Genomic DNA, 24,591 nt, shown 5'->3' on the forward strand with positions numbered 1-24,591 from the left:
AGCAAAAAATACCCATAGTAAATGCTTTACAATGGTTAGTGACTAAACAGACCATGAAGGAAACATTACTATGAGCATATCTACTTTATCACAATTTGATCGTGGAGCCATTTATCAATTATTTAATTAGTGAAGTGAACTAGTTCGGACATGAAACCAAACCAAGGGAGTTAATTATGGTCAAATTTGAATAAAGCAGTGGTTGAGAGCATATTTCATATTTTAAAAATAGGTACAATTTTTAACTCTAACTATGAATCCTGTGAAAAATTGAGAAAATCAAAAGAATTAGCCGGATAGAATACTGGATACCCTCCGACCAACTAGCTTCTTTATTAATTCATTAGACTTATCCCTAAGATTATTTTGCTTTATTTTCCTTAAATCATTTTTGGAAGATCTTTTAAATTTTACTTTGTAAGTACCTACTATACTTCGTCCCAATTTACGCCGTCTGTAATATCAATAAATCCTGAATCATCTTCCTCGGCTTTATGTACCTTATCCAGAGTACCATCATTCATGAGATATAATGTTGCTTGAATTGGGTTTAATGATCTTTGCATTGTATTATCTCCACTTTTCAAGTTATTATGATGTACGCTTTTAAGTACGTCAATTGAGAAAGCTCGATAACTCATTGCCGAGATCAATCAGTGTCTCATTCTAAGTTGAAAAAAGAGATGACAATTACTTGTGACTGCGTTATCATATATTCCATGTTCATAACACATCTGTTCATTAATAATGAACAAAAGAATTGAGGTCAATATGGCAAAGGAAAATTTAAGTCGTAGTTTATCCTCTCGACAAATGCAAATGATTGCTTTGGGAGGAACTATTGGTGTGGGTCTATTTATGGGGTCCGCTTCAACTATAAAATGGACTGGTCCTTCAGTCTTACTAGCCTATGGATTAGCAGGTTTAATCTTATATATGGTTATGCGTGCTTTAGGAGAGATGCTTTACGTTGATCCATCAACTGGATCGTTTGCCAAGTATGCTACAGAGTATCTTCATCCCGTTGTCGGTTTTTTGACGGCCTGGAGTAACGTCTTCCAATACTTGGTCGTCGGCATCAGTGAGGTTATTGCGGTAGGAACTTATCTGGAATTTTGGTTTCCAACTATGCCCAAGTGGATTGCTGGTGTTGTAGTCGTTGTAACGTTATGCTTAGCCAACCTTTCATCGGTTAAAGCTTACGGAGAATTGGAATTTTGGTTTGCTTTAATCAAAGTCTTAACTATTATCATGATGATTATTTTAGGGTTCTTCGTTATCGTATTTGGAGTTGGTAATCACGGTCATCCTGTCGGTATTAGCAATCTTTGGACACATGGTGGCTTCTTTACCGGCGGTTTGAAAGGATTCATCTTTGCTCTATCAATCGTCGTTGCTTCCTATCAAGGAATTGAAGTCATCGGAATTACTGCTGGGGAAGCTGAAAATCCTCAAGAGAATATTGTCAAAGCCATTCGTTCAATCGTTGGACGTATTTTAATCTTCTATATTGGTGCTATATTTGTTATCGTAGCAATTTATCCTTGGAATAAGCTGGGGACTATCGGATCACCATTTGTTGAAACGTTTGCTAAAGTTGGAATCACTTTTGCTGCTGAAATCATCAATTTTGTCATGTTAACGGCTGCTATGTCTGGTTGCAATTCTGGTATTTTCAGCTCGAGTCGTATGCTTTATACACTAGGATTAGAAAAGCATTTACCTAAATCATTTACGAAATTATCCCGTCATAACGTACCTTATATTCCTGTTTTAACAATATCTATTGGAATTCTTTTAGGTTTGATTTTGAATTATTCACTGCCACTGTTACTGCATACATCTAACAATATTTTTGTCATTGTTTATAGTTCCAGTGTCTTACCTGGTATGGTTCCTTGGTTCGTTATCCTCTTTAGCGAATTACGTTTTAGAAAAATCAACAAAGAAAAAATGAAGGATCATCCTTTCAAAATGCCACTCTTTCCTATTAGTAATTATTTAGCTATTATAGCTTTAATAATTATCTTAATCTTTATGTTCTTAAATCCGGAAACAACTGTTTCTCTATTAGTAGGGGTTGTCTTCTTAGTTGTCATGACCCTCATTTACTTCTTAAAAGAACATCGAAAAAACCGTCGAGCACATGTGTAAAAAAATAGACTAAGGTAATCGTACTTTGATTACCTTAGTCTATTTATCTTAATACTCGAAAACTGAATGTTATATTCCGCTCTCTTACATAAAATCAGTAACATCTTTAACGTTATAACGAACTGACTTAGTATAGTCACCTTCTGGTTTACCAATAGCAACGGCTGTAACTGGAATAAATCTTTCACTATCCAAACCAAAGGTTGAAGCAATTTTACCGAAATCATAACCTGACATTGGATTTGCTTCATAACCGTGAGCACGTGCAACTAGTAATAATTGCATTGCGGCCATACTGCCGTCGATTGTAGCGTCTTTTTCAAGGAAACTTCTATCAGCGTGTTCGTACAATGGCAAGAACGTCTTAAAGACTTTGTCACGTTCCTCGGGACTAATTTGACCATTCTCACAAGCCTTATTCCAAACATCACGATACTTGTAATGTGATTGTGTATCACCTAAAACGAAAATAACAGCTGAACTACTATCAGTCTGTGGGTAATTGAAGGGCATCATAACTGAATGTGCTTTCTTCTTCCCTTCTTCATCGTCACAAACGACGAAATGCCATGACTGGAGGTTGCAAGCTGAAGGAGCTGTGATTGTCTCTTCGAGCATTTCTGAGATTTCCTCACGAGGAATCTTTACATCACTTTGAAACTTTCTATATGAATGGCGATCGAACATAATATCTTTAAAATCATTATTAACTAAATTCTTTGTTTCATCCATTAATTTCATCTCCTAATATTCATCATACTTAATTTTACCGTTTCAAGCAGACTATGTAAACGTATTCACAAGCGAAATATCCGGCTAATCAACTAAAGATTATAAATAAAATCTAAAAAGTACTAAGTATTAGAAATGTCTCACATTATCTTCAAAGACTTTGTTGCCATCGTACTCTTTTCCATTTACTACAAAACTATTATTATCACGCAGCTTTACTTCAGGGCCTATCCAATACCAAGCAGGTGTCAATGTGAGTAATCCACCATAAGGAACAGCACCCTTTTCAAATAAATGCGTCTCAGTATAGTACATACTGCCCTTTGCATAACGAATTGATCCATCTTCATAATCAACCTTTAAATAAAAATTGGGTAATAAGTTAACTGATACTACTTTTGGAACTTTTTTCTCATTCATCTTAATTCTCCCTCATTTTTTATTTGGACAAACCATCATTATGGTTACGCTTTCATTGTGTGATTTCTATTTTAATATTTCAAGTATAATTTTTTCTTTAATTAACATATTCAAAAAGACTCAACGTAGAAATCATCTACATCGAGTCTTTTTTACTAATAGGGATTATTCTTTTTTATCCTTATTTTTACTAGTCTTAAGTCCGTGTTCACGCATTTCGTGGAATTCAGTCAAACTGATTACACTGGAAAGTGTTAATGGAAGTAAGAAGACTAAGGCGACTAATCCGATAATTACACCTAGGGCAACTTGAATCAATGTTGTAACACCACTAGGAATCAAAGCAGCGAAGGTACCACTTAGAATAATTGCGGCACTGATAACAACTGCACCGATTGCTGTAGCGGCTCGTAACATTTGATTCTTCAACTCGGCATCATCGTGATCATCCTTATAACGAATCATCAAGAAGATACTGTAGTCGACACCTAAGGCCATCAACATAATGAATGTGAAGAATGGTGTATTCCAACTCAATAATGGTCTACCTAAGAAGGTAGCGGAAATGATACGTGTTAAGCTCATGGAAATTGCATAAGCTGCTAACAAAGTACCGATAATCATCATTGGTTGCAATAACGATTGGATAACGACGATCAAAGCAATTCCAATACCAATTAACATGATAATGGCTGTTCTTTGGAAATCGCCATTAGCTAAGGTTCTCAAATCATTATCTTGTGATGTTTGACCACCAATAGCTATTTGAGCATCGCCTAAAGCACCATGCTTAACTTGAGCCTTGATATCTTTTTGAAGACGTTTGAATTGAGTATTAGCTTTAGTTGAATTTGGATCACCCTTCAAGACAACTGTCATCGTTGTGATCTTGTTGTTGTCAGCCATATATGTATCTAGAGCTGGCTTAAAGGTCTTAGATTTAATCGTAGACTTAGGTAAGTAGAAATCTTTTCCAATATATGACTTACGTAACTCTGTCAAATATTGATTCATTGTATCGTTACCTTCAGACAAACTAGCTAATCCATCTGAGGCATCCCCTAAACCACTTTGCAATTGATCAACTTGTGAAGACATTGCTTGAAGCTTAGTATTTAGAGTTTGAACACCAGTATTAACTTGTTGACTAGCGGATGAAACTGTACTTGCACCGCTATTCAAAGTTGAACTTGAAGAATCCAGAGTACTTGTACCACTAGCTAAGGTACTTGCACCACTAGCAAGTTGTGAGTTAGCACTAGCTAAAGTTCCAGCACCAGAAGCCAATTGACTTGCACCACTAGCGACTTGGTTTGCACCAGAAGCTAGAGTTTGCGTAGCACTAGATAATTGACTGATTTGACTAGTCATTCCAGGCAATGCACTTGTAAATTGACTGATACCACCATTTAAGGTTGAAGTACCGCTGTTTAATTGATTAATGCTGCTTACTAATGTAGCAATCTGACTCGTACTCAATTGGCCATTTGTCATTTGTGAAATGGCATTAGATCCTTGCATTTGTGCAAGCAATGGTCTTAATTGATTAACTGCTGTAGTCAATTGATTCATTTGTGTAGCTAAAGTTTGACTACCAGAATTCAATTGTTGAACTTGACTAGATAAGGTAGGCAAACTAGCTGAGGCACTGCTTACACTAGAAGCCAATTGATTGGAACCGCTGGCTACTTGACTAGCACCAGAAGATAATGTTTGGCTACTTGATGAAAGCGTATTGGCACCAGAAGCTGCTTGACTACTACCAGATGCAAGTTGTTGAGCACCTGAATTGGCACTTGAAACACCTGCTGTGTAGCTATTAATACCAGATTGTAGTTGTTGAGTCCCACTAGCTAATTCTTGAGTTCCATCAGCTAATTCCTGAACCTGACTCATACTGCCACTGATATTAGCATTACTTAATTGAGTATTGGCATCATCCAAACCAGATTTAATCTTATTTAGACCCTTCTTAGAAGTATCCAATCCCTTAGTAATTGTCTTCAACTGATCACCCAAGTACATGGAACTGATCTTATTGCCACCGGGTTCAGTTACAGAAGCAACAGTTTTAACGCCGTCTTCTTTTTGAACGTATTGTGTCAATTGATCAATTGCAGCTAACTTAGATTGAGTATTTAATTTACTGTCATTTTTAATATAAACAGTTATTGGAGCTGTCATACCTTTAGAGAAATGATCTTGAATTACTTCGTAACCAGCTTTTGACTGATAGCTGCTTGGTAATTCATCAGCGTTATTAAAGTTCAAATCACCATTCATAGTTAAAGCAAATGGAATTGCTAAAGCAGCGATGACTACCAACACGATGGCTGGTTGAGCTAAAGCGGCCTTAGATAATCCATGCCATAAACGACTTGAACTACTACCGCTAGAAATCTTACTTGGCCAGAATAGTTTTGGTCCAAGTGTTGCCATAAAGAACATGTTCAATGTCAATAGAACTGGCAATAATACTAGAACACCAATAGCAACAGCGGAAGCACTCTGATAGAACGAGAACTTAGCTAACCATAGAACTGAGAATCCAATCAGAACTGAAAGTCCTGAATAAAGCACTGTTCTACCACCATGTTTTCGCGTCGAGCGCATAGCTTCTACCGGATCTAGTCCGTCTGCCAGCGCTCCCTTAAAGTAATCATACAGTAGGATATTGTAATCCGTACCAATACCAAACAAGACAACCACTAGAAAGACTTGGGTAAAGTTAGAAATTGGAAATCCTACATGCTGGGCCAAATTCATTACGATACTTAAACTGGTAATGAAGGCTACACCAACATTTAGCAGCGAAATAATAGGTACGATTGGAGAACGGAATACCAAGATCAATACAATGAAGATAAAGATAATCGCAATTACTTCAGTCTTTTGAATACCTTTTTCCGTTACAGTTGAGAAATCATCGTTCAACGGATCAACACCAGTAATGTAGGTTTTGATTCCTGATACTTTCAACTGCTTATTCAAAGCATTAACTTGATGCTTAACGGTTCCATTTTCCTTAACCGTTATTTGAGCCAATTGCGTCGTTTTATCCTTAGAAATTAACTGTTTCCGAGTTTCGGCGTTATCGCTTGGACCCATGATATTTGTTACGTCCAAACCTGATTGGTCCTCAAGATCGTCTAACGTACTCTCAATATCACTTGATTGACTAGAAGAAAGCTTACTATTGTGATTGCTAAAGACAGCCGTATATGTACGAACTGACTTATTATTGTTAGCTTTTTTCTGAATCTTATTAGCTACCTCACTTTCAACGGTGCTAGGTAACTGTATACCCCCATTTTCTCGAACTAACGCCGAGACATTAGGCATAGCCACAATTGCTATAAGAACCACTACGATCCATGCAATTAACGCTGGCCATTGTTTCTTGCGAAAATCATTCATTATAATCACATTCCCTTAATCGAAATCAGATATCCATACTTGGACAGTTGTAAAAATACAAAGGTAATGATAAGGTTAAATACGAAATAGAGCAAGAGACAAGTCTTGGAGTTTGTCTAATAATTGACATTTTATGAAAATTGTCAAAAATCGAGGCGCTTACATTTGAAATATAATCCGAATCAAAAACAATCAAGAGGAATTCAACGCACCCAAAGAGCCTTTGCGGCCGCTATGTTTAAATCCTTAGCGGAGAAACCTTTTGATAAAATTACAATAAATGCACTTTGCCAGCGTGCTGACTATCCACGAGCCACTTTTTATAATTATTTTGATGATAAATTTGATTTATTGAATTTTTGTTGGTTCAAAATAGCTCAAGATATTCATTTGAACGTGAATGATGTGCATCTAAATCGGGCAACCATTAAAGAAGCTTTTGCCCAAATTTATAAACTATTTAATAGTTATCAATCTCTTCTTTTGAGTATTATTGAGAATAATCCCATCGACAGTCCCTTGGTCAATCATTTTATTCGCTATTTTACACAAATTATTTATACTTCTATCAAATCAAATCTTAATTTGAAAGCCATTCAAACCCCTACGGAGTTAGTTGCTCAACATTGTAGCTCTACAATTTTAGAGGTATTGAAGTGGATCTATTTGGGACAACACAAAGTCTCCCTTGAAGAAGCTGAGAATTACTTGAGTGAACTATTGTCAGGCCCCATTTACTTAGAAGATAACCCTGAATAATTATGAAAATGGTTGACCCTTTTTCCATTCTTTGAAAAAAGAGTATTATGGGACTTATATATTGAACTGAAGGGTGTCTTCTTATGGGTGTTTTTTTCTCTAGTATTCAAGGAATACTAATAATTATTGTTTTAATTGCTGTAGGTTACGGTTTAACCCACCTAGGTTGGTTCTCGGAGAACTCAACTAAACTGATTGCCAGATTGGTCACGCAAGTCGCACTTCCAACTTATATGATCTCAACGATCACCAAAGATTTTACTGCTGAAAAATTGATCAAATTGTTACCTGACTTGGCGATTCCGGTTCTTTCGATGACGATTTTGATTTTTGTTTCTATTATATTAATCAAAATCTTAAAGATTGATCCCAAGCATAAAGGGCTCTTCTCCTCTATGTTTTTCAATTCGAACACTGTCTTCGTCGGACTACCCGTTAATATGGCTTTGTTTGGTGAAAAGAGTCTTCCTTACGTCTTAGTTTATTACATGGCTAACACGACTTTCTTTTGGACATTGGGAACTTATTTAATTCAAATGGATGGTGAAATAAAGGGTAAATTCAAACTCAAAACCACTTTGAAGAAAATTTTTTCACCACCATTACTAGGATTTATCATCGGACTTATCTTAGTTATGTTGCACATTCAGTTGCCGAAGTTCTTAATGTCAGACTTTGAATATCTCGGCAATTTAACTATTCCATTGTCGATGATTTTCATCGGTATTTCAATTTATAACGCCGGTTTAAAGAATATTTCCTTTCACAAAGACAATGTTGCTATTCTAGTAGGAAGATTCATCTGTGCACCACTATTAATGGCTGCACTCTTCTTATTTATTCCTGCTACCCCATTAATGAGACAAGTTTTTATCGTTCAAGCTGCCATGCCTGTAATGACAAATGCTCCAGTTGTTGCCAAACTTTATCACGCTGACTCTAATTACGCCGCCATTATGGTTACCGAAACAACCCTATTAAGTTTAATTGTTGTCCCTATTATTATGGTGCTTATAAAATAACTATTTACCTCTCTGGATTTTTTCACAAAGTTTATTTCCTCACACCCAGAAAAGGCTTACAATGTTGATATAAAGTTGTGATGAAGGAGTGAATTTTATGTTTTTTATTGATACATCCAGAAATGGCAAACCAGTTTATGATGCAATTGTCAATCAATCGCTAGATAACTACCTAGTTAACGATTTAAGACTGGAAGGACACGGACTTATTCTTTATGTCAACAATCCTTCTGTAATCATCGGTGTTAATCAAAATGCTTATGCTGAAGTAAACTTACCCTATCTTAAGAAAAAGAAACTACAACTAGTCAGAAGAACTTCTGGTGGTGGCGCCGTCTATCACGATTACGGCAATTTTATTTTCGAAAATATTGTCATTGGTAACGACGATCACTTCGCTGATTATGCATAATCGACGCACTCCACGATATGGGTGCTAAAACAGTTGAGATGCGTGGTAGAAACGATATTGTTGTCGACGATAAGAAGTTCTCCGGTATGACTATGTTTAAAGTTGGCGACTCCTTTGCTGCTGGTGGAACTTTAATGTTTGATCTTGACATGGACACCGCTAGCAAAGTCCTCACACCTGAAAAAGATAAACTGGAATCAAAGGGTGTTAAGTCCGTTAACAAACGTATCACTAATATCAAACCTTATCTCGATGAACCATTTAGAAGTATGTCACCCGTCGAGTTTAAAGATGAACTTTTAAAACGCATTTTTAAAGTTGATAAGCTTTCTGATATTAAAACATATAAACTAACTGATCACGATTGGGAAATTATTGATTCCCGCTTGAAAGATAAATACGATACAGACGCTTGGAATTACGGTAAGAACCCCGGATTCACTAACTACGTTTCCAAACATTTTGATATTGGAACAGTTGCCTTCAATTTCTCTTTGAAAGATAATAAAATTTCCAACATTAAAATTTACGGTGACTTCATTACTGGCGGTGACATCACTTTGATTGAAAAGTCATTGCTAGGTGCTGAATTCACCAACGATGGTTTAACTTCTGCGCTTGAAAAAGTTGATTTAGAGGCTAACCTAGGTAAAATACAGCCACAAGCTTTGGTCGATTTACTTTTATCATAAAAATGAAAAAAAGACTAGTATAACAACCATTTAATAGTTGTCATACTAGTCTTTTTATCGTTATAACGGTAAATTATTTAACTGAATAATTAGGAGCTTCTTTAGTAATAGTTACATCATGTGGATGCGATTCTTTCAAACCAGCATTAGAAATTTGAACAAATTGGGCATCCTGTAATTCTTTCAAGTTATGAGCTCCAACATAACCCATACCTGAACGTAGACCACCAAGCATTTGATAGATTACATCGCCCACGGCACCCTTTGCGGCAACACGACCTTCAATTCCTTCTGGAACTAATTTGTTGGCCTCATTAACGCCACTTTGGAAGTAGCGATCAGATGATCCGTGTGACATGGCTGCCAAACTGCCCATTCCACGATAAGTCTTAAAACGACGACCTTGATAAATTTCAAATTGTCCCGGTGCTTCATCAGTTCCAGCTAACATTGAGCCAAGCATAACGGCGTTACCACCACCTGCCAAAGCCTTAACCATGTCACCCGAATACTTGATACCACCATCAGCGATGATTGTCTTACCATATTCGTGTGCAACGCCAGCAGCGTCATATACGGCTGTCAATTGAGGAACCCCAACACCAGCAACGATTCTAGTCGTACAAATTGAACCTGGTCCAATACCAACTTTAACAACATCGACACCAGCATCATAAAGTGCTTTCGTACCTTCAGCTGTGGCAACATTTCCTGCAATCAAAGTAGCTTCTGGGAACTTGTCTCTGATTTCTGAAATTTTTCTTAATACACCAGCAGAATGACCATGGGCTGTATCAATAATAATAGCATCAGCACCAGCGTCTAAAAGTGCCTCAGCACGTTCAAATGTATCGCTTGTGACACCAACGGCTGCAGCAACCAACAATCTACCATACTTATCCTTAGCAGCATTAGGGAACTCTTTAACTTTTTCAATATCCTTAATTGTTACTAAACCACCTAAGCGGCCATTCTTGTCGATCAATGGTAATTTCTCGATCTTGTGTTCTTGAAGAATTTGTTCTGCTTCTTTGAGAGAAGTACCTACTGGTGCGGTGATTAATTCTTCACTAGTCATAACGGTACCAATTTTTACTGAATAATCAGTAATAAAACGTAAATCTCTATTAGTAATAATTCCGACTAATTTCAAATCAGTTGTATTAGTAACAATTGGAACGCCACTAATACGGTAAGTACTCATCAATTTCTCTGCTTTACTAACTTCATCATCGGCTGTTAAATAAATTGGGTCGATAATAACGCCATTTTCAGAACGTTTAACTTTTGAAACCTCATCGGCTTGTTGTTCAATACTCATGTTCTTGTGAATAACACCTAAACCACCCTGACGGGCCATGGCAATTGCCATTGGAGCTTCAGTAACTGTATCCATACTTGCACTCAAGATTGGTGTATTTAACTTAATATTTTTAGCTAATTGAACTGATAAATCTACCTCATTTGGTAAAACATGACTCTCTGCTGGTATTAATAAAACATCATCAAACGTGAATCCCTTTTTATCAAATTTTGTATCCCATGCCGACATGATATTCCTCCTAGTTATTTGTTTTACCTAATTATTTGGGTAAAATTTATACACATGGTATCTAATTTTTTCTCGATAGTCAATTAAAGTCTGCGAAAAGAAATAGGGTAACCGTTATAACGGTTACCCTATTCATACATTTTTATTGCAATAACTTTATAATTCCATAAATTTTCTTTTTTTAAATAAAAATCAAATCTTCTTTTCTTCAAGTACAGTTTATAGTGAATCACATTATTCTTACGTGAGACATACTCATTGATCCGCTGTAATTCATGCTTACTATTCTTCTTTAAATACTCAGCCGTTTTATCATCAATCGCTATTTCGGCTATTTTTAATTTATTTTGAAGCGCATTTTTGCAGGCGAACTCCATTCTTTTACGAATCAAATCATTTATGAATAGTAATATCATTATTACCACCATAATTAATAATAATAGTCCACCATATATTTCTGCCAATTCTATACTTGAAACGTTCATAACCTATCAACACTTTTATATTTATTTTAATTAAATAATATCATGAGGATATTATTATTATCAAATACTGCGCTTACAAGTTCGTGTGTGGTAAGATTTCTCTACAAACGTTTTTGGGGGAATTTATAATATGAAAAAATTGGTTCGGGACAAAATACCCGATATTATTCATGATGGAACTAAATTTGAAGTTCTTTCGAATGAGGACTACCGCACCTCACTACGAGAGAAGTTAATTGAAGAAGCTGTTGAAGTCAAAGACTCTAACACTCGTGCTAATCTAGTTGAAGAATTAGGCGATCTGGAAGAAGTTATCCGCGCTATTTTGGACGATGCCTCCATTACCTATGAGGAAATGGACAGTTTGCGCCAAGCTAAAATAAATCAAAAAGGCAAATTCATGGAAAAGTTTGTTATGATAAATAGCAATGAAGAATCATAATTTACACATTGTATGCTATTTGAAAACAGTCTAATATAATATTTATACTTTTAATAGAAAGAAGATTAAAATGCAAATCTTAACTTTATTCTTAGTTGCACTAGTGGCTTTGGAACATATCGGCATTGCAGGTTTAGAAATGTTTGCTAAACCTGAGAAACAAGCCGAACTTTTCGATATGCCTTTGGAATTCATTAAAAATAAACATGCCAAAATGGCTTTAGCCAATCAAGGTATTTATAATGGTCTTTTGGGAATTCTTATTCTCATGATGATTCTCTTCTTCACAGGAACTACTTTGAAAATAATTCTAATTATGTTAATGCTTTACGTCATCATCGTTGCTATTTATGGAGCTGCGACTGCTACTAAAAAGATTATCTACTTACAAGGTTTACCTGCCCTTATAGCTTTAGTTTTCGTACTTTTCTTTTATAACTAGAGTTACTTAATTTGAGCAATTTTATCAAAGAATGGAAAAAAATATGAAAAAAGATTCATTACTAAAAAGTTCCCTGTGGATTTCAATCAGCGGAATAATTTCTCGAGTTCTGGCAGTTGTCTATATTATTCCTTGGAATATTTGGATTGGTCCTTTGGCTGTCAATGCTGCTAATTCCATGTACGGGAAAGTCTACAATATTTACAATCTCTTTTTGATCATCGCAACAGCCGGAATCCCTTCAGCTATCTCTAAAGAAGTCGCTTCTCATAACGCTTTAGGACGCTTTGATCAGAGTGAAAAACTCTTCAAGAAATACAGTTTTTATATGACTTTAGTCGGTATCGGTTGTGCTGCTATCATGTTCTTTGGTGCCAAGTATGTAGCAATCGTCTTAGCTGCCGGCGATATGCGTGTTGTAACGCCGATTAAATACTTGAGTGTCGCTATGCTTATCATTCCAGCCCTGGGTATTTTAAGAGGTTACATCCAAGGATATGCCTTCATTTCTTATTCTGCCTTTTCTCAAGTCATCGAACAAATCGCTCGTGTTGCTTATATGCTTTATGCAACCTACACAATCATGGTTTTACAAAAGGGCAATTACGTTTCCGCCGTTAATCAATCGACTTTGGCTTCATTTATCGGAGCTACATTAGCCTATGTCTTCTTGTTGTGGATTCGTGTTCGTGTGAGAAAATCAACTACTATCGAAGATATTAAAACTAAAGACGATCTCCCAACTGACGGTTCATTAGACATCAATTTTGGATCTATGTTACGTTCGGCCATTCCATTTTTATTGGTCGATACTATCATGACCGTCTTACAATTGTTTGACCAAACTACCTTCACTTGGATCTACCAACTGATTCTTCACGCTAGCGAAAAAACAATTGATAACTTATATGCAATGTTTGGTTTCCAAGCTAATAAAATTATCATGGTCTTAGTTTCACTAGCCATTTCCGTTTCTGCTTCTGTTATTCCAGCACTATCGGCTATGGTCAGCAAAAAAGCCTCAGATGAATACATTCAAAGTTTCATGCGTAAAATCGTACAATTCACTGTTTTCATCATTTTGCCTGCTACTTTTGGCGTGATTGCTATCAGTCGTCAGCTTTGGACCGCATTCGTTTTTTACGACCAAAGCATTCTTGGTTCCAAAGTATTGATTGTCTCTTGTGTGGAAGCTTTCTTCTACTGTATTTTCATGATTTTGGAAAATATTCTCCAAGTTACTCGACACATGAGAAAATCAATGTTGTATCTAGCAATTGCTTACTTACTAAAGATTATCTTACAGTTGCCGTTAACGTTGGCTCTGGGCGTTTATGGACCTGTCACAGCAACAGCTATTTCCTTTATCATCATGAGTCACTTTGCCTTTAGACTGATCAATAAGCAGTTTAAAATTGTTGATAAAGTTTTAGGCAAAAAATTATTGCGGATTCTGTTTGACGGTTTAGTCATGCTCTTTGTCGTATCGATAGCCAATTTCTTAATTGTCAAAGTCATCTCTGACGCTACCAAAGTTGGTGCCATTATCGTCATCATCATCTGTGGAATCATCGGTGTTCTCGTTTATGGATTGATGAGTTATAAAGATGGCTCATTGAACATCTTGAAAGAAATTCGCGATACTAAAATTTATTAAAATTATAATCAGTTCTGGGTAGAAGATTCACTTCATTTACTCAGAGCTTTTTTATTTGGAGTCCAATACAAATAGTCTTGTATTTATCCATTAAAATTTCTATTCCATAAAATTTTGAATTATACTAAGAATATATTTGAAAAGGTTAGGACAAATTTTATGGCATACGAAAAGAAATTTATGGAATTAGCCGCTCAAGAGGCTCAAAAGAATGTAGGGACACAGATTGGTGGACCCTTTGGTACCGTTATTGTTAAAGATGGAAAAATTATTGCACAAGGTCGAAATCACGTTTTAGCCAACCATGACCCCTCAGCTCATGGGGAAATCACCACGATTAGAGAAGCTTGCAAAAAGTTAGGTACGCACGACTTAACTGGATGCGAGTTGTATACAAACGCTTATCCATGCCCTATGTGTTTAGGAGCGATCATTTGGTCCAATATTAAAACTTGTTACTACGGAAATACTGCTGAGGATGCTAAAGATATCGGTTTCCGAGACGATTTTATTTATAAATTTTTAAATGACGGTTTGAAAGATAAACAAGTTCTCGACTTAGAACAATATGACCGTGATATGACTATCAAGGCATTTGATGACTTTAAGAATGATACTTCACACACTATTTATTAAAGGTCTATTCATTGTAGTTCACTCCTTTACCCACTATTTCCAACAAAAATAATGTTAAAAGCAAACTAACTATACCATTCACTAAGAAAATCACTTGGTAGTTCACTTTGGCGAACACAATACTAAATATAAATACAGCAATTGGTGTTAAAATCTGTGCAGCTGTATACATTGACGTGTTGACTTTTCCAAGATCTTCTTCAGGAACTACTTTTTGTACATATGTAAAAATGGGAGGCTCCGAGATAGCATTCATTATGCCAATCGAAAACTCAAAAAATGCAAAGATGAATAAAACGTAATGTGGTAGAACAAAAAGTGACAAACCTAAAAGGAACAATTGTAAACTAGGTACCCAATACATATTTCTTATAAATTTGAAAACATTTTTTAAACTCACCAATGTAATAATTATCCCACCAATAAGTGCACCGACAGAATATATACCTTCAATGTTTCCACTAATTGTTGTCGAATACTTCAAAATTTGTATTACAACATAAGGCATTCCTATAACGAGAGCAGTGCTGGTAATATTTAGACACATAGTAACTATTAAAAAGAAACGTACTGCTGGATATTTATTCAGGGACTTGAATATATTCAAGTTACGTACTTGTTTTGCATTATCTACATCATTATTATCAAAATGTGTTACCACTGTTAAAATTAACGTTACTACCTCCGTAACAATTTGCAAAATAATCAACCATTTGAAATCTATAATTCCAAATAAGAATCCCGCTATTGCAGGAGCTAAGATACTTGACACCGTGGCAGCAGTTGATTCAATTGAATTTAATCTTTGAATGTGTTCACCATTTACTATTTGCGGAGTTGATGATAAATATGAGATGGTAAAAAAGCGAGCTGTAATATTATTCAAACAAACAACTACAATAGCTGAAATCAATATATTAGTATGAAATATCTCAAAAACTAAAAAGTATATGATAAGTGTTAGAATCAGTGCACTTTCAGCTATTAAGGCAATATTCTTTCTTTGATATCTATCAACAGTATTTCCCACCCAAGGGGCGACAAGTACACCCACTAATGGCCCAATAATCAAACTCGTTCCATAACCCATTGCTGAACCTGTAACTTGGAGCAATTTAAGGGACAAAGCATAATTAAATATTGACGCACCTAAATCATTAATTACTGTTGTAGCTCCTGCTTTAATTAATTGTTTATTTGTAGCAGTTTCTTCAAGATCCATCTATCCCACCCCACTTCTAAAAAGAACACTGAAACTAATAAAAGTCTCGGTGTTCTTTTTAAGCTAATTATCTTTCTTGTTAAAAGTATTATTTACTCTTGTCTTATACTCAGCTTTATAATCCTCCCAAACTTGTTTAGTAATTTCCCCTTTGGCAAGTTTAGATTTCATTTTCTAATTTCATTAATTAAGTTATAATCTTAAAATATAAAGAAGTCAATATTTCTTAATATTCAATTCTACATTTTTATATCTAGCTTTTCTAATCCTTAGCAACAATACATAACAATCGTTTATAAACACTATTTTAAAATTAGAAAATAATTAGTAAAAAATGAGTAACATTAAAATTACAATTATAAACCGCATTCCAATTTGACCTTGAAAATAAATAATAGTATCTTATTAGTATTGAAAACGATTGCTAAATTGAGGAGAGATTATTTTGCTAGTAGGAAGTATTGAAGCAGGTGGAACAAAATTTGTTTGTGCCGTTGGTGACGAGGACTACCGTATCAAGGATAGTGTCCATTTCCCAACCACAACACCAGAGGAAACATTACAAAAGGCCATTGATTATTTCAAGAAGTTTGATATTCAAGCTTTAGGAATTGCATCATTTGGTCCTATCGAACAACGTAAGAATTCACCAAAATATGGTTATATCACATCTACACCTAAGCCAGGTTGGAAGGACACTAACTTTATCGGTAAGATGAAGGAAGCTTTCGACATTCCAATGTTCTGGACAACCGATGTTAATGGTTCAGCTTATGGTGAATATATCATGTCGACTTTATCTAACGAGATGATTGACTCTCTTGTTTATTACACTGTTGGAACTGGTGTTGGTGCCGGTGCAATTGATAAAGGTAATTTTGTTGGTGGTATGGGACATCCTGAAATGGGTCATACTTTTGTCAAACGTCATCCTGATGACCTCGATTTTAAAGGAATCTGTCCTTTCCATGGTGACTGTCTTGAAGGATTAGTCGCAGGACCAACTTTTGATGCTCGTTTAGGAATTAAAGGACAAGATGTTCCATTGACAGACCACGTTTGGGATATCATGGCTTACTATGTTGCCCAAGCAGCTATTCAAGCAACTCTTATTCTAAGACCTGACAAAATCGTCTTCGGTGGTGGAGTTGTCAGTGAAGCTTTCTTAGTTAAAGTTCGTGCTCAATTCAAAGAATTATTAAACGATTATCTTAACGTTCCAGCTTTGGATAAATATATTACTATGCCAGTTATTAAAAATAACGGTTCAGCTACATTGGGCGACTTTGCCTTAGCTATCCGTGAATTACAAGAATAATTATTAGACAGCTTCGTGTCATTTGAGTTCGAATGATATGAGGCTGTCTTTATTTGTAATATAATTAAAATATCAATTTATTTAATTTGGAGGAAGATTATGCAATATAAACAATTAAGTAATGGCGTTTTCATTCCAATGTTAGGATTTGGAACTTACGAGATCGACAATTCCGACGTTGCTGATGCCATCCAAGGCGCTTTGGACGCTGGATATCATCATTTTGACTGCGCTCATATCTATGGCAACGAGGAAGCCATCGGTAAAGCCTTCAAAAATTCAGACGTAAAAAGAGAAGACCTCTTTATTACTTCAAAAGTTTGGAATGCGGATCAAGGTTACGATAAAACTTTGAAAGCTTTCGAACAAACCCTCAAAGACCTACAAATGGATTATTTAGATCTTTATTTGATTCACTGGCCCAATGAAAAGGATTTTCAATTGACTTTAGATACTTGGAAAGCCTTGGAAACTCTTTACAATCAAGGCAAAATTAAAGCCATCGGTGTTTCAAACTTTTCAGAAAAACAATTAAAAGACGTCTTTTCTATGGCAAAAGTGAAACCAATGGTCAACCAAATCGAGCGTCACCCTTACAAGACACAGCCTGAATTAGCAGCATTCGATGAAGCAAACGACATCGTCAATGAAGGATACTCACCAATTGGACATGGTCACTTGATTCTGGAAGATAAAACCATCAATGAAATCGCCAAAAAACATGGAAAAACACCAGCACAAGTCGTCCTACGTTGGCAAATCGACACAGATTTTGTCATCTTCCCTAAATCATCCAAAGTTGCAAGAGTTAAAGAAAACTTTGATATCTTCGACTTTAATCTTACAGAAGACGAAATTAAAGACATCAACGCTTTAGACCAAGGTAAACATCTTAACTATTAGTTCAAAACTGATACTAACAACTTAATAAGGCCCCGATAGAATTCTTAATTGAATTCTATCAGGGCCTTATTTAATTATAAATTCAAATCTATCCAAATAAAAACGAAATCTAGTCGGGAACAAAATCCCCGTGTCGGCTATGTTCCAGCCAATCACAGGGATTTTGTGGACGACGGCATATTTACCCCTTACGTTTTCTGAAAATAATAAACTTACTGAAAACATAATTCAAAACAACAACCACTACATTGGCAATCAATTTAACAATAAAACCATTTCCATGTAATAATTCCATTCCGATAAACATCGTTCCTTGATCAATGATCCAAGAACCACCTCTGAACAAGAAAAATGAGCCCATTTCTTGAAAAAAGGCTTTCCAAGTCGTTGTGTGGGAATTGAAGACCCATAATTTATTCGTTACATACGCAAAAATAACCGAAATTAAGTAGGCAATGGCATTGGCAATCTGTGAATTCATCCCCGCCGTTCGCCATAACAAGGCAAAAGCTACGTAATTTACTACTGTTGTTAAGACTCCGAAAAATAAATACGGAATCATATCTTTATATTTATTCCACAATTCTTTCATTTAGTAATTGTCCTTAATGATTTTATTTCCAATTCTACAACTTATATCCTAAGGAATAAGCAGTTACTTCTCAACCACTTTTTCAACATGATCAATTAATTTTAACTTAGATTTCTTAAAATTAACTTGATAATAATAGAAAATGGCATCTATTTAAGGATAAAACACGCTGATTTCAAAAATCAATGTGAATCCTGAATAGATGCCATTATTTTCAACAATCTAGACATAAACGATAGAACCACTATTTAGTCTGGAATAGCTAAATCAAAATATAACTAATTCTTCTTACATAGATAATGGCATATCCTAATTACCAAATTTGGAAATATTGACCATTGGTTGGTACAAGATAACTTCCGACTGGTGAATCTGAATTCTTACTATAAATATTTATTTGATAACCATTCACATTATTCCAAGTAACTTTTCCATTAGCAACATACTGTGTTGTCGACTTGTCATAAGTTGAACTTAATTTATCAACCAAAAATGAAACAGCTTGATCTGCAGTTGTGATATTAGTTGATTCTTGCGTCTGTGAATCAGTTTGTTGAGTCGTCTGATCTTTAGTCGTATCAGATGAACTATTACTGTTATCAGATGTTGTTGAATCCTGATTGTTTTGTGTTGCTTGATTTCCACTAGCACCGTTAGAACTATTGGAATTATCTGTATTAGTCTTAGTAGTACTATCATTATTAGCATCACTATTATTAGTATTAGTGTTTGCTTGGTTTTCATCATCATCTGATGATGTAGAGTCTGTATCATTATTGTTTGACTCCTTAGGAGTCGTTTTCTTAGTACTCTTGGTCTGTTCAGATTTTGTACTAGTACTTGATTCTGCACTTGAGGACTGTGAATTAGAACATCCAGCCAACAATACCCCTGACAAAATCACCGTAAAAAGCGATAATTTTTTAAACATATAGTAAATTCCTCCTTGTTCCTGAACATTATAAAGGAATAAGGGCTTTCTTAGCAATGTTCCATGAGAAACATTACTAAAACATAAAAATTGGAGCAAACCAATTTCAGTTTTGCTCCAATTTTATGCTACATATTGAATTAAAAATTATTTATAAATTTGTGTGTAATCAATCTTTTCGCCACGACGAATCTTTTGACCGAGTTCAATTGATTTATCAACAATAATACTTTGACCGTCAGCAACGTTATAAGGGTGGTCAGGAGCTTTTTCCTGAGCATAAGATAATTCGGTACATCCCAAAACAATTACGTCACATTCGAATTTATCATGCATTGTCTTCAAAATGTCGTAATACTTAGCTGCATCAACCTTACCCTTAATTTTAATATCATCATAGATCAAACTTTCAACTTGATCTCGAATTTCTTGATCACCCATACTAAATTCGAAACCAGCCTCTTTGATCTCATCTTCATAAATGTGATCAGCAATAGTTCCTTTAGTAGCAATCAAGCCAATTTTCTTAGCGTTAGGATACTTATCCTTCATTACACTAACCGTCATATGTGGCATATGAATCAATGGAATATCAGTAGCAGCTTGCAGTTCTTTATAGTAATAATGAGCAGTATTACAAATCATAACCATGAATTCAGGCTTTAACAAACTTTGTTGTTTAATATCTTCAACCAATGGTGGCAAAAAACTAGGCTTACTATGATCCAAAATATGCGCTGTCCGATCGGGCACGGTTGAGTGATTGACTAAAATATAGTCTAAGTAATCTTGGTCTTTCTTACTAGGTGTCCGTTCATTTAATAAATGTATATAACTTTCAGTGGCTAAACTTCCCATACCACCGATTACTGTAAAGAATTTTCTCATATTCCTAACCTTCAATATCCTTTAAAATTTTCTTAGCAACAACGGGGTCGCTCGGATAGGGTACATCAATGCCTTTCGTCTTCTGATAAGCATCGTTTCCCTTTGCAGCAAGGACGACTATATCATCATTGTTACTTGATTCAATCATTTCACGAATAGCTTCTTGACGGTCGAGAACTGTCTTCACTTCCACTTTTTCATGATCGATTTGGTCATCAATTTCCTTACAAATTTTAGCTGGATCTTCAAATCCAGGATCATCAGTTGTCAAAATAGCTGAATCTGCTAATTCTGTTAAGACTTTAGCAAAGCCACTACGTCTGTCGACCCCTTTATCTCCAGGGCTTCCAACTACAACTTTAATTTTTGAATCTGGATACTCACGTTTCAAGAAACTCAACAAAGCGTTCATACTAGCGTAGTTGTGGGCGTAATCTACGAAGATTGTCCCGTGGTTCTTGGTATTAATGTGCTCCATTCTCCCCGGGACGAATGCTTTTTTTAGGCTATCAGCAATCACCGAGTTATCGATTCCCATAATTTTAGCAGCGGTAATAGCTGCTCCAGCGTTTAATTCATTGAAATCACCGACTAACCCCAATTCATAAGTGTATTCACCATGATCTTGCAAGTCTTCGGCTTTGTCGCTTTCGGCTGTATAAGTAAAGACAGAATCATTCAGATTAGATTCTTTGTTACGAATACTGAAATCAGTATCTCCAACTTCGTTTTTGGCAAAACGATAAATATCTTTATCTGGACTCGTCTGCTTTGCAGCAGCATAAACCGTATCATAATCATTAGTTTGACGATTAATGATATTAATCTTTGAGTTAACCATCAATTGCTTCTTGCAATTCAAATAGTCAGCATAAGTTGGATGTTCATTTGGTCCAATATGATCTGGTGTAATATTCAAGAATCCACCAATATTGAACTTCAAACCGTAGACCCGATTCTTCTTATATGCTTGGGATGACACTTCCATAACCAAATACTTCATGCCATTATCAACCGCTGTTCTCATATCATGGAACAATTCCAATGACTCTGGTGTAGTTAGGTCTGATTTGAACTCATCACTTGGTTTTGGTCCTACGATTCGATCGACAGTTGAGAACAAAGCGACTTTCTTAGGATAAGCACTGTTTAAAATGTCATATGTGAAGTATGACGTTGTTGTCTTACCCTTTGTGCCTGTGAAGGCCACGATATACAAATCATTTTGAGGATTGCCATAAAACTCCGAACTCAATAGAGCCAAAGCCTTAGAAGCATCCTTAACGATTATGCGGTCAATATCTTGACTGTATTCTTTTTCAGAAACATAAATCTTGGCACCATTTTTAATTGCTTGGTCTAAATATTCTGCTTTGAATTGATTTCCTTTGCAGAAGAAAATTCCATTAGTTTGGTCTTTTCTAGAATCGTAACTAATACTTGTTACTTCGAGATTTTCATCGCTTACTGAATCAGAAACCAGCAAGTCATCTTTTTTCAGAATCTCAATAGCTTTACTTACTTTCAAACTCATTCTTTCACCCTGCTTTTTCTAAAATAGACGTTTAATTAGATTATTAAAAAAATCAACGATTGGATCCCACCAAGACTTCTGGCTAGTCTTCTTGTGTATTACTTTTTTAACATCTGCCTTTTTGAACGGAAGATATCCACTAGCAGTATTAGCAGCAATTAATTTCACCGTTTGCTTTTTGTGGGTCGCAGTAAAACCTAAGTCGTTACTACTTTCATTATAGCTTAAATTTTCAACATTAGAATTTTTTGGTACCCAAACATAAACTGGCTGATTTATTTTATATTCTTTTTTATGAATTTTTATCTTCTGGCCCTTTTTCAATGTCTCTTTATGTTCATAATTATCTTTCACATCTTGAGCCAATTTTTGTGCACTTCTGAATCGCTTATCCACATCACTCTTCTCACCACTAGCTCCCATGACAATAGTCACGATCCTAGTACCATTCATCGGCAACGTACCAACAAAGGATTCTCCAGCTTGATTAGTCGTTCCCGTCTTCAAACCATCAAATTCATATCCAGCTTGATAGTCACGATTTCCTTTTAACAAGAGATTCAATGAGTCATAAGTCTTAGTTTCATTTTCATAAGGGAACTCAAACTTAGCAATTGAAGTCGTCTTCAAGATTTCTGGGAATTGGTCCAGAACATGCTTGACGATCACACCAATATCATTAGTCGAAAGCTTATTTTCACCATCTTTAGCGCCTAAGTACATATCGGGTTTAAGATCGGAATTATTCAATCCTGAAACATTATAAATTTCAGCGTCCTTAATTCCCCAATCTTTTAAAGTCTTTCGCATCAATTTAACAAACTTTTTTTGACTCCCAGATACTTTATCAGCCAACATCATTGCCGCCGAATTCGACGAGACAATCCAAGCAGCTTTATAAAGTTCCTCGACGGTATACGATTTGTCCGTATCCAAGCGAACATTGGTCAATTCACTATCTTCGGTCATATCAGCTTGTTCTTGGGTAGGAGCCAGTGTATCTTGTTGCGTAAATTGCTTCTCCTTAAGAGCTTTTGTTACTAAATACAACGTCACAATTTTAGTTATGGAACCTATGGCAACTTTTTTATCAGCATTCTTACTGTAAATAATTTGTCCAGTATTTTCATCAAAAGCCATTCCCGCATTCGCACTTAAATCAAAAGTGGAATTCGAATCAGCTTGAACAGTCGAAGTAAACAGTGGCAATGTCAAAATAACTAACGACATTATCAGAGTTAATTTCTTCCAGAAATTTTTCATTTTTAAACCTCACAAATTATTCTTTTCTTAAACGATAGGAAAATGACTTATAAATGATGTCCTATCTTTATCAGAAGTAACTGCTATTGTACCACCGTGAAGTTTCACCATGCTTTGAGCAATTGCCAATCCTAAACCAGTTCCACCAGTCTTCTTAGAACGTGAATCTTCAACCCGATAGAAGCGGTCAAACACGTGATCCAGCGAGTCTTTAGGAATAGATTGCCCATTATTAGCTACCGTTACAACGACCTCTTTTTCTTTTTGTTCCGCGGTCAACCAGATATGCGTAGCACCCTTGCCATATTTGAAAGCATTCATGATCAGGTTATTGAAGACACGCCCCAATTTCTCTGTATCGCCTTGCATCATAATCTTGTCAGGATCAGAATTAACAATAATTTCCATACCGCGCTTATTAGCTTCCAACTCAAAATCAGCCGACAATTGATCCAGCATCTGTGCCATATCAAATTTAGTCATATTCAAACGACTAGTTGCGTGTTGAACATTCGCAAATTCAAAAAGAGAGTTAACCAAATTTTGCATTTCCAATGATTTCTTGTACGCAATATGGGTATATTTCAAAATTTGTCCTAAATCATTATAATTTTTGCTTTCAATCAAGCCTAAATAGCCGATAACGGAGGTCAAAGGCGTCCTTATATCATGACTGACATTGCTTATTAATTCATCTTTACTCTTCTCAGATTTTTCCTGTTCCTTAGAACGACGGTTCATATTATCTATTAAAAGATTGAAACTATCGATAATGTCTTGTAAGTTATGATCGACTTTTACTTTAATTGGCTTAGGCAAATTAGCTGTTGCGCTCTGTTGTAAAATTCGCTTAATTTGGCGTAATTCTAGACGATGATACTGTGTTATTACCCAAAAATAGGACAAAATTAACTGAAGGACTAATACAACCATTACTTTCCAAAGATTATCGGCAAGCAGATTATGCCAATTCGTTTGAAAATTCTGGATGAAATCACTCTTACCAATCATACTTATCAAAAAAACATTCATAATCTGAAATAAAAGAAAGGCGCCTATTCCTTCAAAAAGGAGGACACCTTTTTCTCTTGTATTCAGTTTGATCCTCTTTTTCAAAA

22 protein-coding genes and 1 pseudogene are annotated in these 24,591 nt (G+C 35.5%); 10 read left to right on the forward strand and 13 right to left on the reverse strand.

Annotated features, from left to right (window positions below; all coding sequences use genetic code 11):
* Positions 1–428: 428 nt before the first annotated feature.
* Positions 429–566 carry a hypothetical protein gene (locus LA20249_RS11675; protein ID WP_157054425.1) on the reverse strand — a complete coding sequence of 46 codons (138 nt, stop codon included), beginning with the start codon at positions 564–566 and terminating at the stop codon, positions 429–431.
* 205 nt (positions 567–771) lie between these two features.
* Here LA20249_RS11675 and LA20249_RS07895 point away from each other — a divergent pair, with 205 nt between their 5' ends.
* Positions 772–2,154 (forward strand): amino acid permease, encoded by a 1,383-nt coding sequence (locus LA20249_RS07895; RefSeq protein ID WP_057737371.1) that lies wholly within the window; start codon positions 772–774, stop codon positions 2,152–2,154.
* An 84-nt stretch (positions 2,155–2,238) separates the two neighbouring features.
* On the opposite strand, the gene LA20249_RS07900 is transcribed toward LA20249_RS07895, so the two are convergent.
* The 3 genes from LA20249_RS07900 to LA20249_RS07910 form a co-directional block, all read right to left on the reverse strand.
* Positions 2,239–2,886 carry a nitroreductase family protein gene (locus LA20249_RS07900; RefSeq protein ID WP_101836890.1) on the reverse strand — a complete coding sequence of 216 codons (648 nt, stop codon included), beginning with the start codon at positions 2,884–2,886 and terminating at the stop codon, positions 2,239–2,241.
* Between the two features lie 129 nt (positions 2,887–3,015).
* Positions 3,016–3,306, reverse strand: a complete 291-nt coding sequence (locus LA20249_RS07905) for a hypothetical protein (RefSeq protein WP_057737375.1) — start codon at positions 3,304–3,306, stop codon at positions 3,016–3,018.
* A 165-nt stretch (positions 3,307–3,471) separates the two neighbouring features.
* The gene (locus tag LA20249_RS07910; RefSeq protein WP_057737376.1) at positions 3,472–6,723 is read right to left on the reverse strand and encodes an MMPL family transporter; all 3,252 of its coding nucleotides are present in this window, start codon (positions 6,721–6,723) and stop codon (positions 3,472–3,474) included.
* A 165-nt stretch (positions 6,724–6,888) separates the two neighbouring features.
* On the opposite strand from LA20249_RS07910, the gene LA20249_RS07915 reads away from it, so the two are divergent.
* The 3 genes and pseudogenes from LA20249_RS07915 to LA20249_RS07925 all read left to right on the forward strand — a co-directional run bounded on the left by LA20249_RS07915 (position 6,889) and on the right by LA20249_RS07925 (position 9,608).
* Positions 6,889–7,482 carry a TetR/AcrR family transcriptional regulator gene (locus LA20249_RS07915; protein ID WP_057737378.1) on the forward strand — a complete coding sequence of 198 codons (594 nt, stop codon included), beginning with the start codon at positions 6,889–6,891 and terminating at the stop codon, positions 7,480–7,482.
* Positions 7,483–7,565: 83 nt separating this feature from the next.
* On the forward strand, positions 7,566–8,504 hold the full coding sequence (locus tag LA20249_RS07920) for an AEC family transporter (protein ID WP_057737379.1): 939 nt from the start codon (positions 7,566–7,568) through the stop codon (positions 8,502–8,504).
* A 97-nt stretch (positions 8,505–8,601) separates the two neighbouring features.
* Positions 8,602–9,608: pseudogene (locus tag LA20249_RS07925) on the forward strand (lipoate--protein ligase).
* A gap of 73 nt (positions 9,609–9,681) precedes the next feature.
* Here LA20249_RS07925 and guaB read toward each other — a convergent pair.
* On the reverse strand, positions 9,682–11,160 hold the full coding sequence (gene guaB / locus LA20249_RS07930; RefSeq protein WP_057737381.1) for an IMP dehydrogenase: 1,479 nt from the start codon (positions 11,158–11,160) through the stop codon (positions 9,682–9,684).
* Between the two features lie 128 nt (positions 11,161–11,288).
* Positions 11,289–11,576, reverse strand: a complete 288-nt coding sequence (locus LA20249_RS07935; RefSeq protein ID WP_146983811.1) for a hypothetical protein — start codon at positions 11,574–11,576, stop codon at positions 11,289–11,291.
* Between the two features lie 199 nt (positions 11,577–11,775).
* Between LA20249_RS07935 and LA20249_RS07940 the strand changes: the two genes are divergently transcribed.
* From LA20249_RS07940 to LA20249_RS07955, 4 genes are all read left to right on the forward strand, one after another.
* Complete coding sequence (locus LA20249_RS07940) at positions 11,776–12,087, forward strand: nucleoside triphosphate pyrophosphohydrolase (protein ID WP_057737385.1); 312 nt, start codon at positions 11,776–11,778, stop codon at positions 12,085–12,087.
* A gap of 70 nt (positions 12,088–12,157) precedes the next feature.
* Positions 12,158–12,529, forward strand: a complete 372-nt coding sequence (locus tag LA20249_RS07945) for a DUF1304 domain-containing protein (protein ID WP_057737386.1) — start codon at positions 12,158–12,160, stop codon at positions 12,527–12,529.
* Positions 12,530–12,572: 43 nt separating this feature from the next.
* Complete coding sequence (locus LA20249_RS07950; protein WP_057737388.1) at positions 12,573–14,186, forward strand: polysaccharide biosynthesis protein; 1,614 nt, start codon at positions 12,573–12,575, stop codon at positions 14,184–14,186.
* Positions 14,187–14,345: 159 nt separating this feature from the next.
* Complete coding sequence (locus tag LA20249_RS07955) at positions 14,346–14,822, forward strand: nucleoside deaminase (RefSeq protein WP_057737390.1); 477 nt, start codon at positions 14,346–14,348, stop codon at positions 14,820–14,822.
* A gap of 4 nt (positions 14,823–14,826) precedes the next feature.
* Here the strand turns inward: LA20249_RS07955 and LA20249_RS07960 are convergent, their stop codons facing one another.
* A complete protein-coding gene (locus tag LA20249_RS07960) occupies positions 14,827–16,044 on the reverse strand; it encodes an MFS transporter (protein WP_057737392.1) in 1,218 nt (405 codons plus the stop codon).
* A gap of 445 nt (positions 16,045–16,489) precedes the next feature.
* Between LA20249_RS07960 and scrK the strand changes: the two genes are divergently transcribed.
* Together scrK and LA20249_RS07970 are read left to right on the forward strand one after the other, a co-directional pair.
* On the forward strand, positions 16,490–17,362 hold the full coding sequence (gene scrK, locus LA20249_RS07965; RefSeq protein WP_057737394.1) for a fructokinase ScrK: 873 nt from the start codon (positions 16,490–16,492) through the stop codon (positions 17,360–17,362).
* Between the two features lie 99 nt (positions 17,363–17,461).
* Positions 17,462–18,265: an aldo/keto reductase gene (locus LA20249_RS07970; RefSeq protein ID WP_057737397.1), complete on the forward strand. Its 804-nt coding sequence runs from the start codon at positions 17,462–17,464 to the stop codon at positions 18,263–18,265.
* Between the two features lie 181 nt (positions 18,266–18,446).
* Here LA20249_RS07970 and LA20249_RS07975 read toward each other — a convergent pair whose 3' ends face one another.
* From LA20249_RS07975 to LA20249_RS08000, 6 genes are all read right to left on the reverse strand, one after another.
* On the reverse strand, positions 18,447–18,857 hold the full coding sequence (locus tag LA20249_RS07975) for a GtrA family protein (protein ID WP_057737399.1): 411 nt from the start codon (positions 18,855–18,857) through the stop codon (positions 18,447–18,449).
* A 313-nt stretch (positions 18,858–19,170) separates the two neighbouring features.
* Positions 19,171–19,788: a hypothetical protein gene (locus LA20249_RS07980; protein ID WP_057737400.1), complete on the reverse strand. Its 618-nt coding sequence runs from the start codon at positions 19,786–19,788 to the stop codon at positions 19,171–19,173.
* Between the two features lie 147 nt (positions 19,789–19,935).
* Entirely contained in the window at positions 19,936–20,676 is a 741-nt protein-coding gene (locus tag LA20249_RS07985) for an aspartate/glutamate racemase family protein (protein ID WP_057737402.1), read from the reverse strand.
* A 4-nt stretch (positions 20,677–20,680) separates the two neighbouring features.
* Positions 20,681–22,210 carry a UDP-N-acetylmuramoyl-L-alanyl-D-glutamate--2,6-diaminopimelate ligase gene (locus LA20249_RS07990; protein WP_057737405.1) on the reverse strand — a complete coding sequence of 510 codons (1,530 nt, stop codon included), beginning with the start codon at positions 22,208–22,210 and terminating at the stop codon, positions 20,681–20,683.
* Between the two features lie 18 nt (positions 22,211–22,228).
* Positions 22,229–23,473: a D-alanyl-D-alanine carboxypeptidase family protein gene (locus tag LA20249_RS07995; protein WP_057737407.1), complete on the reverse strand. Its 1,245-nt coding sequence runs from the start codon at positions 23,471–23,473 to the stop codon at positions 22,229–22,231.
* A 27-nt stretch (positions 23,474–23,500) separates the two neighbouring features.
* Positions 23,501–24,589, reverse strand: a complete 1,089-nt coding sequence (locus LA20249_RS08000) for a sensor histidine kinase (protein ID WP_057737409.1) — start codon at positions 24,587–24,589, stop codon at positions 23,501–23,503.
* Between the last annotated feature and the right edge of the window lie 2 nt (positions 24,590–24,591).

The organism is Companilactobacillus alimentarius DSM 20249, assembly GCF_002849895.1.
Classification (GTDB): Bacteria; Bacillota; Bacilli; order Lactobacillales; family Lactobacillaceae; genus Companilactobacillus; species Companilactobacillus alimentarius.